This window comes from Pantoea sp. X-Soil-YNGN-844 (genome assembly GCF_059730595.1).
On the sequence record NZ_AP036007.1, the window covers coordinates 3,835,021 to 3,852,008 of the forward strand.

General features: G+C 54.5%; 17 protein-coding genes. 7 read left to right on the forward strand and 10 right to left on the reverse strand.

The annotated features are described in order from the left end of the window. Window positions 1-4 precede the first annotated feature (4 nt). Both AC6I8C_RS17870 and AC6I8C_RS17875 read right to left on the reverse strand, forming a co-directional pair. Window positions 5-1,396, reverse strand: coding sequence for a hypothetical protein (locus tag AC6I8C_RS17870; protein ID WP_497823197.1), 1,392 nt, complete (start codon window positions 1,394-1,396; stop codon window positions 5-7). Beyond that, window positions 1,389-2,300: an alpha/beta fold hydrolase gene (locus AC6I8C_RS17875; RefSeq protein WP_497823198.1), complete on the reverse strand. Its 912-nt coding sequence runs from the start codon at window positions 2,298-2,300 to the stop codon at window positions 1,389-1,391. Before AC6I8C_RS17875 ends, AC6I8C_RS17870 begins: the two co-directional genes overlap by 8 nt. Before the next feature lie 327 nt (window positions 2,301-2,627). Here AC6I8C_RS17875 and AC6I8C_RS17880 point away from each other — a divergent pair, with 327 nt between their 5' ends. Continuing rightward, window positions 2,628-3,404: a nucleotidyltransferase domain-containing protein gene (locus AC6I8C_RS17880; protein WP_497823199.1), complete on the forward strand. Its 777-nt coding sequence runs from the start codon at window positions 2,628-2,630 to the stop codon at window positions 3,402-3,404. Window positions 3,405-3,585: 181 nt separating this feature from the next. Here the strand turns inward: AC6I8C_RS17880 and cspE are convergent, their stop codons facing one another. From cspE to AC6I8C_RS17895, 3 genes are all read right to left on the reverse strand, one after another. Beyond that, the gene (cspE, locus tag AC6I8C_RS17885; RefSeq protein WP_010671477.1) at window positions 3,586-3,798 is read right to left on the reverse strand and encodes a transcription antiterminator/RNA stability regulator CspE; all 213 of its coding nucleotides are present in this window, start codon (window positions 3,796-3,798) and stop codon (window positions 3,586-3,588) included. Between the two features lie 346 nt (window positions 3,799-4,144). After that, entirely contained in the window at window positions 4,145-4,291 is a 147-nt protein-coding gene (locus AC6I8C_RS17890; protein ID WP_497823200.1) for a hypothetical protein, read from the reverse strand. A gap of 164 nt (window positions 4,292-4,455) precedes the next feature. Beyond that, complete coding sequence (locus AC6I8C_RS17895) at window positions 4,456-4,719, reverse strand: DUF2798 domain-containing protein (protein ID WP_497823201.1); 264 nt, start codon at window positions 4,717-4,719, stop codon at window positions 4,456-4,458. A gap of 128 nt (window positions 4,720-4,847) precedes the next feature. Between AC6I8C_RS17895 and AC6I8C_RS17900 the strand changes: the two genes are divergently transcribed. Further along, window positions 4,848-5,750 carry a LysR family transcriptional regulator gene (locus AC6I8C_RS17900; RefSeq protein WP_497823202.1) on the forward strand — a complete coding sequence of 301 codons (903 nt, stop codon included), beginning with the start codon at window positions 4,848-4,850 and terminating at the stop codon, window positions 5,748-5,750. Between the two features lie 225 nt (window positions 5,751-5,975). On the opposite strand, the gene AC6I8C_RS17905 is transcribed toward AC6I8C_RS17900, so the two are convergent. Then, the gene (locus tag AC6I8C_RS17905) at window positions 5,976-6,989 is read right to left on the reverse strand and encodes a zinc-dependent alcohol dehydrogenase family protein (protein ID WP_022623962.1); all 1,014 of its coding nucleotides are present in this window, start codon (window positions 6,987-6,989) and stop codon (window positions 5,976-5,978) included. 168 nt (window positions 6,990-7,157) lie between these two features. On the opposite strand from AC6I8C_RS17905, the gene AC6I8C_RS17910 reads away from it, so the two are divergent. Further along, complete coding sequence (locus AC6I8C_RS17910) at window positions 7,158-8,063, forward strand: LysR family transcriptional regulator (RefSeq protein ID WP_497823364.1); 906 nt, start codon at window positions 7,158-7,160, stop codon at window positions 8,061-8,063. Window positions 8,064-8,386: 323 nt separating this feature from the next. Here the strand turns inward: AC6I8C_RS17910 and azuC are convergent, their stop codons facing one another. Both azuC and mntP read right to left on the reverse strand, forming a co-directional pair. Continuing rightward, the gene (gene azuC / locus AC6I8C_RS17915) at window positions 8,387-8,464 is read right to left on the reverse strand and encodes a stress response protein AzuC (RefSeq protein ID WP_123809971.1); all 78 of its coding nucleotides are present in this window, start codon (window positions 8,462-8,464) and stop codon (window positions 8,387-8,389) included. A 117-nt stretch (window positions 8,465-8,581) separates the two neighbouring features. After that, window positions 8,582-9,157 (reverse strand): manganese efflux pump MntP, encoded by a 576-nt coding sequence (mntP, locus tag AC6I8C_RS17920; protein WP_497823203.1) that lies wholly within the window; start codon window positions 9,155-9,157, stop codon window positions 8,582-8,584. A gap of 316 nt (window positions 9,158-9,473) precedes the next feature. On the opposite strand from mntP, the gene AC6I8C_RS17925 reads away from it, so the two are divergent. Next, on the forward strand, window positions 9,474-9,716 hold the full coding sequence (locus AC6I8C_RS17925) for a DUF1158 domain-containing protein (RefSeq protein ID WP_010253517.1): 243 nt from the start codon (window positions 9,474-9,476) through the stop codon (window positions 9,714-9,716). Here the strand turns inward: AC6I8C_RS17925 and pdxR are convergent. Next, entirely contained in the window at window positions 9,706-11,142 is a 1,437-nt protein-coding gene (pdxR, locus tag AC6I8C_RS17930; protein WP_497823204.1) for a MocR-like pyridoxine biosynthesis transcription factor PdxR, read from the reverse strand. The genes AC6I8C_RS17925 and pdxR overlap by 11 nt on opposite strands. A 59-nt stretch (window positions 11,143-11,201) precedes the next feature. Between pdxR and AC6I8C_RS17935 the strand changes: the two genes are divergently transcribed. The 3 genes from AC6I8C_RS17935 to AC6I8C_RS17945 all read left to right on the forward strand — a co-directional run bounded on the left by AC6I8C_RS17935 (window position 11,202) and on the right by AC6I8C_RS17945 (window position 16,296). Then, window positions 11,202-11,657: a carboxymuconolactone decarboxylase family protein gene (locus AC6I8C_RS17935; RefSeq protein WP_110331044.1), complete on the forward strand. Its 456-nt coding sequence runs from the start codon at window positions 11,202-11,204 to the stop codon at window positions 11,655-11,657. A 511-nt stretch (window positions 11,658-12,168) separates the two neighbouring features. Beyond that, window positions 12,169-13,785: a malate dehydrogenase (quinone) gene (gene mqo, locus AC6I8C_RS17940; protein ID WP_497823205.1), complete on the forward strand. Its 1,617-nt coding sequence runs from the start codon at window positions 12,169-12,171 to the stop codon at window positions 13,783-13,785. Between the two features lie 126 nt (window positions 13,786-13,911). Then, complete coding sequence (locus AC6I8C_RS17945) at window positions 13,912-16,296, forward strand: phosphoketolase family protein (RefSeq protein WP_497823206.1); 2,385 nt, start codon at window positions 13,912-13,914, stop codon at window positions 16,294-16,296. Here the strand turns inward: AC6I8C_RS17945 and AC6I8C_RS17950 are convergent. Beyond that, window positions 16,293-16,880, reverse strand: a complete 588-nt coding sequence (locus tag AC6I8C_RS17950; RefSeq protein WP_013359430.1) for a LysE family translocator — start codon at window positions 16,878-16,880, stop codon at window positions 16,293-16,295. The genes AC6I8C_RS17945 and AC6I8C_RS17950 overlap by 4 nt on opposite strands. Window positions 16,881-16,988: the final 108 nt, after the last annotated feature.

Genomic DNA, 16,988 nt, shown 5'->3' on the forward strand with positions numbered 1-16,988 from the left:
GCGGCTACGTCAGCGCCGTCAGGGTGACGCCATATTTCGCACCGTAGCGTTTAATACCCGCCATCACCTTCTCTGTACTCAGAGGAGGGGGTGGTGGCAATAGCGGTGCCCGTTCACGCAGCGCCGAGTCGAAGCGGGCAAACGTCGCGAAATCACGCGGGAAACGCTCTTCATCCACCCCAATCAATGCCCCCTCGTCACGCGCATGGGAGAGCAGCGCCCGCCAGCGATCGATCTCCGCCAGCCCGATGCTGTCAGTACCGTGAGAAAAGAGCATCATGTCGATGTTGCGGAACGGCGGCTGTTTTTCCAGGAAGCGTTGCAGCGCCGCCGCGGACGGTTCGGTACAGAACACCAGCCAGAACGGAATCGCCTGCTGCTGCTGCGTACACCAGGGATCCATCAGCAGGAAACTGTCCACCGTCAGCCGGGTCGGTAAAATACCCGCTGCCAGATACCAGTCGCGATAAATCTCCGCCACCACATAACTCATCGCTTCCGGGTCTTCGTAACGAATCTCCATCAGCTTCCAGTTCTGCGCCGCCGCCAGTTTTTTCAGCGGGGAAATCAGATAACCATCCAGGCCCCACTCCGCTTCCGGCACGTGGTCGGTGATGTCAGGCGGCGTCCAGCGCTCGCGGTCAATGCCGTAACGCGCCAGATATTCCGCTACCCGCGGGCCACCCTGTAAATACTCTTTTTCGGTTGCGCCACCGAGCGCGCCAAACTGAAAGAACGAGCGATCGCTGGTGCGTGTTACCGGCCACTGGCGGGTGCAGTGGCTGATAAACAGCGTTGAACCCGCGGGCAGGCTCCCCATCAGGAATTCATTGAAAGCCAGCGGCAGTTCGCGCAGTTTGAGCCGGAAATAGCGCATCTGGTCAAGCATCAGCCGATCCTGATTCGGGTCATGCATATGGTGCACCGCCAGCCTCGGCCAGGCGGCCAGCAGTGCAGCCGCAATCTCTTTACCCTGCTCAAAGCTCGCCATCGCATCATCGGGATCGCTGTTGGTCGCCCGCACCGGACAGAGAAAGGTCTGCGGCAGCCAGGGCACGCCCATCGCCGACGCCAGATGCACCAACGCGCCGTTCGACGAGCCAATAAACGCCGCCGGATAATCCTGCTGCGGGTACTCGCTGACCATCCATTCTGCGATGCCTTCTACATCCAGCTCGCCCGCCTGACGCAGGCTGATGCCTTCTGCCATGCCGCCCAGCGCATAGCCCCACTCGCGCAGACCGGTCGGCAGACGGTTCAAAGAGGGTAGCAACCGGTCGAGCGTCGGTGACTGGCTTGGGCTGGCAAAGGGACGATCGTGGAGCGCATTGGCCAGCGCAAGCAGCATGGCGGCGGCAGAGTCAAAACGGGCGATGCCCTTGGGCGGTTTACTCATGCTCATTCTCCTGCTGAATACGCGCCAGGAAGGGGCGGATGGCGTTGCAGAAACTCCACGGATAGACGTAGTGCAGCGTATGGGTGCCGTCTCGCAGCGTCAGGCGTTCGCTGTGCGGCATCAGGGCAGCAAGCTCATCCAGCCAGCGCGCCCGACAGATGGGATCGCGCGAGCCACGCAGCAGCAGCGTCGGCGCAGTGATGTAAGTCAGACGATGTTCTATGCGATCGCGCATCATGGCGCGCATCGTGCCAAAGGCGCGCCATAGCCCCGCTTTAGCGTAATCGATACGGGCCAGCGGCCCCGGCGGACGGCGCGTTTCCAGGCGGCCATTACGCCAGCTGCGCCATAGCTGACGCGGCAGGCTGCGGGCATGACGATCGACCGTCGGCCCCTGCAACACCAGCCCCGCCACCGCCTGTGGATGTTTCACCGCCAGCGCGGCCAGAATCTGGCAGCCAAACGAATTGCCGACCCAGATAGCGCGCTGGAAACCGTTATGCTGTAACCACAGCCACAGCGCATCCGCCAGCTGATCCACCGACATGATCGGCGCAGAAGGGGGCAGTGTGCTGGCGCCAAAACCGGGCAGATCCGGCACCAGCACGTGATAGTCGCGCCCCAGCGCCAGCGCCAGTGGCTCCATCGCCCGGCCCGACATCACCAGACCGTGGATTAACACGACCGGCAGTCCCTGAGCCTCATTGGGAGTAACGCGGGTAAACATGCGCCAGTCACCAATCTGCTGATAATAACCGGCCAGACCGGCGTGATGACTGTTCGGCGACACCGGCGGCGTCTCCTTAAGCTGCCGCCAGCGTTTCATGCCCCATAACGTGGCCGCCACACCCAATCCAACACCTGCCACAATCGCTGCCTGTTTTCGTCGATGCTTCTGGATCATCCGCTGCTCCTGGTTTGGGGAGAATAATTCAGTGTAGGTCGGGATCAGGCAGCAGGCGGGTTATCCGCGTGATGGTGTGAAAAAGTATGGGGTTTCGCCTAAGAAGATGCTGGCGTTGCGGGTGATAAACTCTGGCGTGAGATCTGTCTGGTGTAAGCGGGAAGGCAGTGACGGCAGTGACGGCAGTGACGGCAGTGACGGCAGTGAATGATGTGTGTACGCTGTGAGCGAGAAGCAGACATGAGAGATATAATTAATCCGCCATGAGAATCTCAGATTCCCAGGACTTATTAACCCGGTGAATGACGCCATTAAAAGGGAGACAGGGTGGCAATCGATCACAACGGCTTTATTGCCCTGCCAGAAACCAATAAATTGCAGCCAGAGTTCCGGAATATTGTTGCACAGGTCGTGGCAAAGCTAATCCAAAGTTTTCCTGAGCTTATACATAGCCTTTATTTGTATGGCAGTGTGGCTGAAGGCCGGGCAAAAATCGGGAAGTCCGATCTGGATATAACAGTCATATTTAGCGTTGACCCCGGCGAAGTGGCTAAAGTTCAAATTACTGAAATACAATGTAAAATTGAAAAAAATAATCCTGTTGTCAGTAAAGTCGATTTTGATTGTGGTCTGTTACAACAGGTAGTGCATCCGGATAATCTGCTTAGCTGGGGATACTGGCTCAAACATCACTGTGTCTGCGTTTACGGAGAGGACCTGAGTCAACGATTCCAGGCATTAAAACCTTCAAAAGAAATCGCGGTAGCAGTGAATGGTGACTTCCTGCCGGTGCTGGAAAAATTAATAACTCAAATGCAGTTATCTGCTGACGAAAATAAAAAGTTGCAGCTACAGCGTGCTGCTGCACGAAAGGCAATCAGAGCAACCAATATTCTTCGCAGTGAACATGACAAAGAGTGGCCTGAAACACTCGAGGAGTATCGCTTTACATTCAATGCCCGATATCCAGCGTTAGCAAAAGAAATGGATTACTTGCTGGCAATCAGTAATACGCCTCAGGGGAGCATCGCTGATTTCAAAAAGCGCGTTATGGCTTTTGCCCGATGGCTTAACGTAACATTTCATAACGAGCAGGGTTTATGAAGAGAGGATTAACATCGGGGTAGCCTGATAAACGCGGAGCAGGTCAACGGACCAGAGATGATGCGAATTTCAGGCAATAAAAAACCCGCACTGGGCGGGTTTCTTTTATTATCAGCAGATCTTATCTGCTCAGACTTATGTCTTCATCGCTATTGTAAGCGTCGCTGATAATGAGCGCGGCTTACTGCGCTGTGACGTTGCCAGCTGCAGGGCCTTTGGCGCCATTTTCAATGGTGAAGGAGACTTTCTGACCTTCATCAAGCGTTTTGTAGTTATCACCCTGGATAGCAGAGAAATGTACGAATACATCTTTGCTGCCATCATCGGGAGTGATAAAGCCAAAACCTTTATCTGAATTAAACCATTTTACTAAACCAGTCATTTTGTTAGACATAGATATTTCCTTAATCGATTAGCCACTAAGAGCGGCGAAGATGGCCTGTAGTTAGAGATTTACTTATTGGGCACTTAGGAGGAGGCTCTCGAAGAAGGATATCTGTGGATAACACTTGAACTGAGGACTACTTTACTAAAACTGCTTTCATAAGGTCTGTGTTCCAAACCGATGACGCATTAAGACATAGCGATAATAATTTAGCAATGTATATGTTTATTTATTTTAACCATTTAAACGCTCAGATGGCTGAATGGCTGTTTTATTTTGACTGCTCAGGAAGTGCTTCAGGCTCCGCTGTGTGCGAAGAGGAGCAGGCCAGCCCCGTCATAATGACGGTGCCGATTTAACGTTGATGCTTAACAATAAACAGAGCCAGTAAGGTCACATTGCCTAAAAATTTCCGCACGGCCAGTGAAGCGCTGTCATCGCCCTCTTCATCTGTGAGCTTTACCTGCTGCATATCGTACGCCCGGCTTTCGGTATCTTTCATCCTGATACCGGTCAGTATCCGGACGACCTGCCCGCCCTCACCCCGCATCTGAAATGCTGGAGGTTTGCCACCCGCCTCCATTCTGGTGCAGAAGCAGCCTGCCGCGATGAGCGAGAAGCGGGCTAAACCCTACCTGTCCGCCCATTTTGGGCATGCTGACTGTCTCAGTGACCGTGAACGGTCAATCCTACGAGCCGGATAACAACAGGACGGACAACCAGTATGCAAAAGAAAGCCGCTGGCATGGCGACCCGGTAAGCATTCATCACATTTGTCATGTAATGAGGCCCCATTCCGAATTCGGCTAACGTGATGACCAGACTCAGCAGGAACGCCATGATGATCGCCATATAAAGTGCAAATATGTAAGGTGTCGTGCGCACCGGCAAGCGGGTTCGTAAGGTTTTTTTTGTTGCAGCATCAGTCATCTGAATATCCTGTTTAACAAAAGTAGATAAGACTGCGGCTAACTTAACAAGCTTATGCGGGGGGTTGTAGAGCGGTTATGCTTTAATCATTATTAAGTAAAAGTGACGAATTAACGGTTGAGGATACGATGGACATTTTAGGGCTGATTAGCACTTTTATCCGCGTGGTGGAAAACGGCAGTATTGCAGCGGCGGCACGCGCTAAAGGTATGAGTCCGGCAGCAGTCAGCCAGAGTCTTTCCCGTCTTGAAGCGCATCTGGGCGTGCGACTGCTATCGCGCACCACCCGCAGCATGATCTTAACGGAAAACGGTAAACGCTATTTCGAGAAAGTCCGTCACATCCCACATGATATCGAACTCGCCTCTCAGGCTGCTGCGAATGAAATCAAACCGCAGGGCCCACTTTGTATCGCTACGACAGCCGCGTTTGGTCGGTACGTTCTGGCTCCCCTTATGCCCGCTTTCAAAGCGTCTTTCCCCGATATAGATATTGAACTGATCAGTACCGATCGCAACGTCGATCATCGCCTGGAAGGCGTCGATGTCAGTATCCGCATCGAAGCACAGCTGAATGATCAACTGATCGCCAGAAAAATCGCATCGTTACCCTTTATATTCTGTGCGGCTCCCGCTTACCTTGATCGCGCTGGTACGCCTCAGACGCCTGGAGAACTTAGCCAGCACGCCTGCCTGGTTTTCCGCTATCCCACCGACAGACGGTTTCTGCCATGGACGTTTATGGTCAACGGACAGCCTGTTAATGCAAAACTCAACCCCAGTTTTATCAGCGATGATATTGATATCATCGCCAGAATAGCCGTAAACGGCGGCGGTATTGCCCGTCTGGCAAGCTTTGTAGCTCAGCCACTGATAGACAGCGGTCTGCTAAGGCCTTTGTCCTGGTCAGGTCACAGTGGCGAGAGCACCATTGAGTCCCTGCCGATGAATATCTATGCCTGTGTCACCGAACGTTCGGCACTCAATTCGAAAGTACGGACATTTATTGAATTTGTGGCCGATGCGATTTAAGACAGGAGCGTTTTTGCCGGGCGAAAATTGATGCATTTTCTGCTTATCCACCCGCAAAAGTAACTCACCGCTGCCGGTCGTGGTGATACAGAAAGCGGCCCTTTTGACGATGTGCAGAAAGGATATAAGTACGCTTTGAGAAGGGGTTTAACGCGGTGAGATTGGGATCCAAAAGTATCTGGCAGTCAGTAAAAACTGCCAGAATTGAGGAATGAAAAGTCGTTATCAGTCGCTAATTCTGATGACGATTTTGCCAAATGCACCACGGGAGAGATGCCGGAAGGCTTCAACCGCCTCATTAAAGCTGTAAACCTGTTCAATGACGGGTTTAATATTATGTTTATTGAGGAACGGATTCATCCGATCAAACGAGGAGCGTGGTGCAACCGCAATGCCCCGGATTTTTGTCTGACGGAAAATTAACGGCATCAAATCAAGTTGTGCTGTCTGGCCGGTAAGAAATCCTACCTGAGCAATCGTACCGGCAACTTTTGTCGCAGCAATTGACTGATTGATGCCATTGCCCCCGGCGACATCTATCGTTACGTCAGCGCCTTTACCATCAGTCATTTCAAGCACTTTTCTTTCCCACTCAGGGTATTTTTTATAGTTAATCCCTTCATCTGCTCCCAGTGATTTAATGCGCTCAAGGTTTGCATCGTTACTGGAGGTGGCAATGACACGTGCACCATAGGCATGCGCTATCTGAGCAGCGAAGACCGATACGCCACCGGTTCCCTGTACGAGCACGGTCTGACCGGGCTGCAGATTGCCGATATCCATTAGCGAGTACCATGCCGTAAGTGCAGCGATGGGAAGTGTAGAGGCTTCTTCATCGGTCATGCTGTCAGGCGCTTTAACTGCGCTGTCCTCATGAATAATCATGTATTCAGCCAGCCCGCCGGGTAACGGCATTCCAATACACCATGCTGGCTCATCGGCCGCAGGTTCACCCTCTAACCAGCGTGAATAGAGATGCGAGTTAACGCGATCACCCGTGCTAAAACGGGACACACCCTGCCCCGTGGCAACAACGGTACCTGTGGCATCAGAGACAGGAATCAGTGGCTTTGGAACCAGATGAGGCTCATAAAAGCCCTCTACTATTGCCTTATCCCTGAAGTTCAGAGACACCGCGCCAACTTTAACCAGAAGTTCACCCGGACCGGGTACAGGCGTTTCCACCTCTTCAAGCTTTAAGTTTTCAAGTCCAAAATCTTTCAGTAACCATGCTTTCATTTTGTCATTTCCCATGTGTATGCATCCAATAGGGTGATGATAAAAAAAGCAGGCAGGCGTAAAAAGCCACGTAAAAGGACTTCAGTGTTACTGCAGGAGAAACAATCGGAATGAGATATAATCCGCAATACACTATTTCGGCAAAAATATTTTTTGCGGAGTTAAATGATGCGCTCGAACATGCTGGAATTGATGGATATTTTTGTTCACGTCGTTGAATTCCGTAGTTTCACCCGGGCCGCTGACGCCTTACAGCTGCATCGCCCTGCGGTCAGTAAGTCCGTACAACAACTGGAAGACAAGCTTGGCGTTAAGCTATTGCACCGCACCACGCGCAGTCTGAGTGTGACCGTTGAAGGGGAGGAAATTTATCAGCGGGCTAAAACGCTGCTGAGTGATGCCAGCGATATCATGGCTTCTTACTCTTCAAATCAGCGACCTCGTGGCCAGCTGCGCATTGATGTTCCACTGGCGCTGGCGCACAGTATCCTGATCCCACAATTAAGCGAGTTTCAGGCTTTATATCCTGAAATTGAAATAGTCTTAACCGCTTCAGATCGCCTGACCCATTTAATTACAGAAGGTGTGGACTGTGTTATTCGTCTCGGTGAGCTTGCTGATTCGAATTTTATTTCGCGCAGAATGGGCAGCCTGCAGATGGTCACCTGTGCAGCACCCTCTTATCTGGATAAATATGGCACTCCTTTAACGCCTGATGACCTTAAAGATCACAAAGCCATTTATTTTTTTAATGAACACAGTCGGGACATCCAGGAATGGAAATTTGTCATAAATGGCGAAATTGTTTCACGGCATCCGGGAAGCAGCATACGAGTTAACAATTCTGACGTCCTTCTTTCCTGTGGCGTGGCGGGCCTCGGCATGCTTCACGCATTATATACGGCATTAAAGCCCTGCCTCGAAACAGGCCAGCTGAAGGAAGTATTATCGGGTTATGCGACTATGACGAAACCGGTTTCTATACTCTACCCTGACCGACGCTATCTTCCGCCTAAGGTCCGGGTCTTTATCGAATGGTTTACTGAAATATTCAGGAAGAATCATCAGGGTTAACCGTGAATCTTTGTTTCGGCACAGGCAATCCCGTGACCCATTAAAAGTGCGTGTTTCCTGTTTAAGGTATGCCGTCATTTTGTCTGGCATCCGGAAATCTCCCGGGCAGATTAGATCACTGCAGCAACGTCTTTTCTGGCTCAAAGTGACGCATAACGGGAAAATCAGAAGGAGAGGAGTAGCAACAAACAGGATGCAACCGAAGTGCAAAAACGCGGGTTTAAGTCAGCAGAAGCAAAGGCAGAAAAAGCAGAAAAAGCAGAAAAGGTGATAATCACAGGTCGATCCCTGACCGCGATTATCGAGGGTTTCTTGCGGGGTGCTTAGTACATGGCACCCGGCGGTACGTGTTTGAACGTCTCAACGTAAGCGCGGAACACGTGTTTAATGATGCGTTTCATAGAATACCTGTTTCAAATTTAGTTGAAGATATACTGAAAAAGTATAGCCCCTGCGCGTTTTAACAGCAAATAAATTTGAACCAGATCACAAAAATGGGGCTTTTTCAGGCAAAAGCCCTAGCCCATGTAGCCAAGATGTTGCATCAGAATGGTGGAGCCAACGGCGATCAAGACGACGCCGCCCAGCACTTCCGCCCACTTGCCCAGCACCGGACCGATAAAGCGCCCGACCAGTACGCCTGTCGTCGCCATTACCGTGGTAGCAGCACCAATAGTCAGCGCGGTGGTAATAATATTCACCTGCAGGAAAGCCAGACCGACACCGACAGCCAGCGCATCCAGGCTGGTCGCGACGGCGGTGGTTGCCAGTACCATAAAGCCGTGGCTTTGCGGGGCTTCGCAGGGTTCGGTGACGGCCGTCTTACGGAAACCTTCCATCATCATACGGCCACCCAGAAACGCCAGCAGGCTGAAGGCAACCCAGTGATCCCACGCCATGATATAACGGCTGGCGGCCAGGCCAAGCGCCCAGCCAATCAGTGGAGTCAGGGCTTCAATAGAGCCGAAGATCAGACCGGTACGCAGCGCTTCTTTAAAACCAGGACGATGTAAGGTGGCACCTTTGCCCAGCGCAGCAGCAAACGCGTCCATCGACATACCCAGCGCAAGAATTAAAGTGGCAATAAAGGTCATGATTTATTCACCTGGGGCGAAAAAGCGGCAATTCACGCTGAATTCACCACACAAAGTGTTCAGTTATGAAAAAGTGGGCGCAGTCTACCACGCAAACCTGAAGATAAAAAGACAGTAAAATCAGGGATTTAAGTATAGCAAAGGCTATAACTCTTATCATTCGCTATGAATGGCGCTAAGTCGATGGTGGCAAAGCATTTTCTTCAGGCTGACCTGGCCGGTTCGGGCTGCGGGATGGCGCTTTGGCGCACGCCACCATTGAACCCTGCCGCCGATTGCCGGAAAATGCCGGGCTGATAAATATGGGATACCGGTTATGAATAACCCTTTTGAAACGTTGATCGTGCCGGGTGGCATTTTGCTGCTGGGCTTTCTCTCGGCGCTGCTGCTGCCCGCGCCCGCCTTTAGCGTGACGGTAGCGCAGCATCTGTTGCAGATGTTCCATTTGCAGGACCTGAATCAGCTCTACACGGTGGTGTTTTGCGTCTGGTTTTTGCTGCTGGGCGCACTGGAGTTTTTTGTTATCCGTTTTGTCTGGCGTCGCTGGTTCAGGGGCTGACCGCCTGCGCATCGACCAGCGCTTTTAGCCGTTCGGCACTGCGCGCATAACCTTCACGCGGCAGATGTGCCGCACCCAGTATCAGGCCCGCAGCACGCTGATCGGGCTGCTGATACCAGATCGACAGCGGCGACGGTGCCATGCCCCACTCTGCTGCCTGCAGCGCAATCACCTCATCCGGCGTATCGGCGGGTAAGCGGACAATCACCGCCAGCCCGGCGCGTTGCAGGTCGGGAAAGTAAGGATGGAGCGCCGCGATCATCTGCTCCAGCCGCTCCTGATAGACGCGCTTCATGCGCCGCAGATGCCGCATAAAGTGACCTTCCCGCAGAAACTCCGCCACCGCGTTGTGCAGCAACCCTGAGGACGCAGGCGAAAGTAACGCGCAGACCTCCCCGAAGCGCGCCGTCAGCGCGGGCGGAACCACCATAAAACCAAGCCGCAGTTGCGGCGTCAGCGTCTTGCTGAAGGTGCCGATGTGCAATACCCGCCCTTCGCTGTCGAGCGCAGCCAGTGCCGGTGCCGCGCGATTGCCGGGCTGAAGCTCGCCGAGATAGTCATCTTCGATAATCCAGCGCTGCTCGCGGCTGGCCCAGCTCAGCAATGCATGGCGGCGCGCCAGGCTCATCGTTATGCCAAGCGGCGCCTGCTGTCCCGGCGTGACCAGCGCGAAAGCGGCATCCGGCGCGCGGGCCATCCCCGCCTCCACCTGTAACCCTTCAGCATCCACCGGCACGGCAACCGGCGTAACGCGCAGCGCGTCAACCGCGCGACGCGCCACCCAGAATCCGGGATCTTCCAGCCAGGCCGTTTTGCCCTGAAAATCCATCGCCAGGCCAATCAGGCCCATCGCACCCGCATAGCCGCTGGTAATAATGATCTGGTCCGCCTGACAGCGCAGGCCACGCGCCACTGCCAGATAGGCCACCAGCGCCTGGCGCAGCGCTAAGCTGCCGCGTGGATCGGGATAACAGGCCGGTCTGCTGACCTGCATGCGCGCCTGACGCTGCAGAATGCGCAGCCAGACTTTAACCGGGAATGCATCACTGGCCGGAATGCCCATCTGAAAGGTCAGCGGAGGCGCTTCAGCCTCTTCTGTGCTCGCCAGCAGCTGGCGTTCAGCACTGGCGATAGCCGGTTTTAACGGCGGTAGTGCGCTGACGAAGGTGCCTGCCGCGCCTCTGGCCTGCAGAAACTGACCATCGACCAGCATGTCATAGCTGGCGCGAACGGTGCCGCGCGCCACGCCGAGCTGTGCCGCCAGATCGCGACAGGAAGGCAGACGCGCACCGGGCGGCAAGCGCCCTTCCCCAATCGCCTGCTCAATCAGCTGGCGTAGCTGTTCGCTGAGGCCACGTGACGTGCCGCGCTGGAGCGTCAGCGTCGAAAGCGGCGATGGACCAGTCAGACTCTCATTTTTTGGCACTTTATCTGCTCCATTGAAAGGCCGAAAATCGCCTCATTAACCCTGAATGAGGCAATAAGATGAGCGAACGTATCGATTTTCACAGTGCGGCACCAGCAGGCATGAAAGCACTGGGCGGCGTGTACAGTTATCTGGCGCAAACCGATCTGCCGCTCACTTTACTGGAACTGCTGTTCCTGCGCATATCGCAGATTAACGGCTGCGCTTACTGCATTGATTTACATACTAAAGCGCTGAATAAATCGGGCATGGGCTGGGATAAGATCGTATTGACTCAGGTCTGGCAAGAATCTGGCACGCTGTTCAGCGATAAAGAGAAAGCAGCCCTGCACTGGGCTGAATGCCTGACGCTGATTGCTCAGCAGGGCGCGCCGGATGCCTGCTATGACACATTAAAAGCGCAGTTTAGCGAGAAAGAGATTGTCGATCTGAACATCGCCATTGGCCTGATGAACACCTATAACCGCATGGCGATAAGTCTGAAAAAGCTGCCTGCCAGTGCGAATCAGTCATAAGTGAATCCGATGCGTGCACTGGCGTGCACGCATTTTCGGACTCACAAAAATGTAACATTATTTTTACACGAGCAGCTATTCAGGCTTTCTTCACCTGATTCCTGTTATTCCTTATTGCATAATAAATCGCTAAATTTCAGCTAATTAAATAATTCCGCACCGTTTGCACCCATTTCTGCGTTGCACCAGCATAGGGCTTTTACGCAACAACCATTTTCAGTTAACCTACTGACTTCACTCTAAAAAACCGCTAATACGCCACTGCCCGTGATGATTAATTCTTATGCTGAATCATTTCTGCATTTAAAAAATAAACAAATGTTTAATTCAGATGCGAGAATGTTATATTCGGATGACAAAGCATAACGTGCAGTTAACGCGTTATCACCGCTTTAACCCTATACCTGAGACTTAACCTTTGAGAAATAGCGCAACGCGCTCGAAAGAAGCGTGACTATTTCGCCTGCGAAACTGTTGGGCTTCAGGTCAACAGAAGAGGAGATGTCGCCTCATGTGCAATTCAGCTGTAAACCTTGCGCTCGCGATGAGTGCCATGGCAAAGGACACCACTACTACCGCGCAGGAGCGCAAAGACGTTGACGTGCTGCTGATTGGCGCAGGTGTGATGAGCGCTACCCTCGGTGCATGGCTGCAGGACTTAGAGCCGGACTGGTCCATCGAAATGGTGGAGCGGCTCGATAGCGTGGCCGAAGAGTCGTCCAACGGCTGGAATAACGCGGGCACCGGTCATGCGGCGCTGGCGGAGCTGAACTATACGCCTCAGCAGGCGGATGGCAGCATCGACATCTCCAAAGCGGTAACGATTAACGAATCGTTCCAGATTTCCCGCCAGTTCTGGGCTTATCAGGTCCAGAAAGGCAACCTGCGCAACCCTGAAAGCTTTATTCACAGCACGCCACACATGAGCTTTGTCTGGGGCGACGACAATGTCGAATTCCTGCGCAAGCGCTTCAGTGCGCTGCAGAAGAGCACCCTGTTCCGTGGCATGGCTTACTCTGAAGATCCGCAGCAGATTGCCCGCTGGATCCCGCTGGTAATGAATGGCCGTGACCGCAGCCAGAAAGTGGCCGCGACCTGGACAGAGATGGGCACCGATGTGAACTTCGGTGAAATCACCCGTCAGCTGATCGCCGCATTAGAGAAGAAAGCGAATTTCCAGCTGCGTCTGCGCCAGGAAGTGCGTGAGCTGAAGCAGCTCGCCGATGGTCGCTGGCAGGTCACCCTGCAGTGTCTGAACAGCGGCACGCGTCGCACACTGACGGCAGGCAAAATCTTTATTGGTGCGGGCGGCGCGGCGTTACCGCTGTTGCAGAAAGCCGGTATCCCGGAAGCCAACGGCTACGCCGGTTTCCCGGTGGGCGGTTCGTTCCTGGTCACTGAAAATCCGCAGGTCGTCGCGCAGCACATGGCGAAGGTCTACGGTAAAGCCAGCGTCGGCGCACCGCCGATGTCTGTGCCGCACGTCGACACCCGCGTGCTGGATGGCAAGCAAGTATTGCTGTTTGGCCCGTTCGCCACCTTCTCAACCAAGTTCCTGAAGCAGGGTTCGCTGATGGATATGTTCACCTCGCTGAACAGCAGCAATATGCTGCCGATGGTGAAAGTGGGGCTAAAAAGTTTTGACCTGGTGAAATACCTGATGGATCAGGTGCTGCAAAGCGATCGCGACCGGATGGACGCCCTGCGCGCCTATGTGCCGCAGGCGAAGCAGGAGGACTGGCGTTTAGTCACTGCCGGTCAGCGTGTGCAGATCATCAAGAAAGATGAGAAAGAAGGCGCGGTATTGCGTCTGGGCACCGAAGTGGTTGCCTCACAGGATGGCACGATTTCAGCGCTGCTGGGTGCCTCGCCAGGTGCCTCTACGGCGGCACCGATCATGCTGGAGCTGCTGCACAAAATCTGCCCTGAGCAGATGGCTTCGCCAGAATGGCAGAACAAAATCCGTGCGGTGATCCCTTCCTGGGGTCGCAAACTGAACGGTGACGTGGCGCTGACAGAGAAAGTGTTAGCTGAAACCAGCCGCATTCTGCATCTCGATTACTCACCGGTCACCCCGATGGCGGCCAACGATGAAGGACGGGAAACCGCATTCGTCGTCGGCAAGTAATTCAGCGCCATTGATAAAGAGGCTCCGCACTGCGGGGCCTTTTTTATTGGCTGGTTGCCTGGTCGTACTGCGGATTCTCTATTAGGGTTAAGGCATCTTTTAGCTGAACGATCAGGAGGAACCCGCATGTCTTACTCCCCTGCGTCACCGGAATTTACTCTGCTCGACCGCTACTGGCGGGCGGCAAATTACCTCTCCGTCGGACAGATTTACCTGATGGATAACCCACTGTTACGCGAACCGCTCAAACCGGAGCACATCAAACCGCGTCTGCTGGGCCACTGGGGCACCACGCCAGGGCTGAATTTTATCTATGCCCATCTCAACCGTGTTATACGCAAACAGAACCTGAATATGATCTACATCTGCGGGCCAGGACACGGCGGCCCCGGCATGGTGGCGAATACCTGGCTGGAGGGCAGCTACAGCGAAATTTATCCGCACATCTCCCAGGATGCAGCGGGCATGCAGCGCCTGTTTAAGCAGTTCTCGTTTCCGGGCGGCATTCCCAGCCACGCAGCACCGGAAACCCCCGGCTCGATTAATGAAGGCGGTGAGCTGGGCTATTCTCTCTCCCATGCCTTTGGTGCCGCTTTCGATAATCCCGATCTGGTGGTGCCGTGCGTGATTGGCGACGGTGAAGCCGAGACCGGCCCGCTGGCCTCCAGCTGGCACGGCATCAAATTCCTCAATCCTGAACGTGACGGCGCGGTGCTGCCGATTCTGCATCTTAACGGTTACAAGATTGCCAACCCTACGCTGCTGGGTCGCAGCAGCGACGACGATCTCCACCAACTGTTCAGCGGCTACGGCTATGAGCCAATATTTGTCAGCGGACATGAGCCGGAAAAAATGCATCCGCTGATGGCGGAGGCGCTGGATAGCGCCTTCACTAAAATCGCCACTTATCAGCATGAAGCCCGCAGCGGCAACGCCAGCACCGATGTGCCGCGCTGGCCGATGATCATCCTGCGCAGCCCCAAAGGCTGGACCGGCCCCAAAACGGTCGACGGTAAGAAGGTGGAAGATTTCTGGCGGGCGCATCAGGTACCGGTCGCCGCCTGCCGTGAAGATGACGGTCATCGCCAGATCCTTGAGACGTGGATGCGCAGCTACCAGCCCGATGACCTGTTTGATGAACAGGGTCGCTTAAAACCGGAACTGCAGGCGCTGGCACCGGAAGGCGATAAACGCATGGGCGCTTCACCTTATGCCAATGGCGGCCTGCTGCGCCGCGAGCTGGATACGCCTGCGCTGGCGGAATTTGCCTGCGATGTCAGCGAGCCAGGCACAGAGATGGCGCAGGCCACGGAGCATCTGGGCCGTTATCTCAGCGTGCTGTTCCAGCGCAACCGCGATAATTTCCGCCTGTTTGGCCCGGATGAAACCGCCTCTAACCGCCTGACGCCAGTGTTCGACGTGACCAGCCGCACCTGGCTGGAACGAACCGAGCCGTACGATGAACAGCTGGCGCGGGATGGCCGGGTGATGGAAATCCTCAGTGAGCATCAGTGTCAGGGCTGGCTGGAAGGTTATCTGCTGACCGGTCGTCACGGGCTGTTCAACTGCTATGAAGCCTTTATCCACATTGTTGATTCGATGTTTAACCAGCATGCCAAGTGGCTGAAAGTGTCGCGTAAGCTGGGCTGGCGTAAGCCGATTTCATCGCTTAACTACCTGCTCTCTTCCCACGTCTGGCGACAGGACCACAACGGCTACAGCCATCAGGATCCGGGCTTTATGGATCACGTCGCCAACAAGAAAGCGGATATCGTGCGTATCTATCTGCCGCCCGATGCCAATACGCTGCTGTGGGTTGGCGATCACTGCCTGCGCACCTGGAACCGGATCAATGTGATTGTCGCGGGCAAACAGCCAGCGCCGCAGTGGCTGGATATGGCAAGCGCCGTGGTGCATTGCGAAGCGGGGATGGGCGAATGGCGCTGGGCAGGCACGACGCCGGAGAATGAACAGCCGGATGTGGTGATGGCCTGTGCCGGTGATGTGCCGACCATGGAGACAATGGCGGCGGTGGATCTGCTGCGCGAGATGCTGCCCGAACTGCGCATCCGGGTGGTGAACGTGGTCGATTTACTGGCGCTGCAGCCGCAGGATAAGCATCCGCATGGCAAGTCTGATGCGGAATTCGACGCCCTGTTTACCCAGGATAAACCGGTGATTTTTGCCTTCCACGGCTATCCGGCGCTGATACATCGGCTGACCTATGCGCGTACCAATCATCGCAACTTCCATGTGCGCGGCTTCAATGAAGAAGGAACCACCACCACGCCATTTGATATGACGGTGCTGAACGAACTTGACCGCTATCATCTGGCGCAGGAGGTGATTCTTCGGGTGCCTGGCCTGGCCGACGCCCATCCCGAGCTGCTGGAGGATTTACAGCAGCGTCTGGCGGAACATCACCGCTATGTCCGTGAACATGGCGAAGATTTGCCGGAGGTGCAGAACTGGAAATGGCCGTCGGCTACCGCACCCGGTGCGCCGGATTAAGCGGCCAGCAGCGCGTCGGTCAGCATCCAGACGGTGGTCGCCACCAATGACAGCGCCATCAGGCTGTTAAACAGCTGACGCTTCCAGGCAATCTGCAGATGGCTGCGCAGGCGATCGCCCAGCGCAGCCCAGATCAGGATGCAGGGCAGATTGAGCAGCATAAAGCCGATCATCACCGTCAGCACGCCGCTGCTGCCGGTGTAGAGCAGCGCGACGTTGGTGGCCATCAGCCAGGCTTTGGGGTTGATCGCCTGGAAGCAGGCACCGCCCACCAGCGTCATCGGCTGTGGTCGGGTTCGCGCTTCCGGTGCACCGGCGCGAAAAATTTTCCAGGATAACCACATCAGATAGGTACAGCCTGCCAGCGTCAGCGGCAGGCGAATCGCCGCCATCCAGTGCAGCAACACTTCCAGCGCCATCCCGGCAATCACCGTCTGTAGCGCACAGCCTACCAGAATGCCAAACACCATCGGCAGGGTGCGCCGCATGCCAAAATTGACCCCGGAGGTCGCCAGCAACAGATTGTTCGGGCCTGGCGTAATGGACATCACGGTGACGTAACTGAAGAAAGAGGGATCGAGCATAGTGGCTCTCCTGAAAGTGGACAGAGTTCTATGCTACGGCGGAGAAAGAGATGGTAACAGTGACACAAAATTACTATTGTTATGGTTACAGTTCCCGTTAACAGTAAT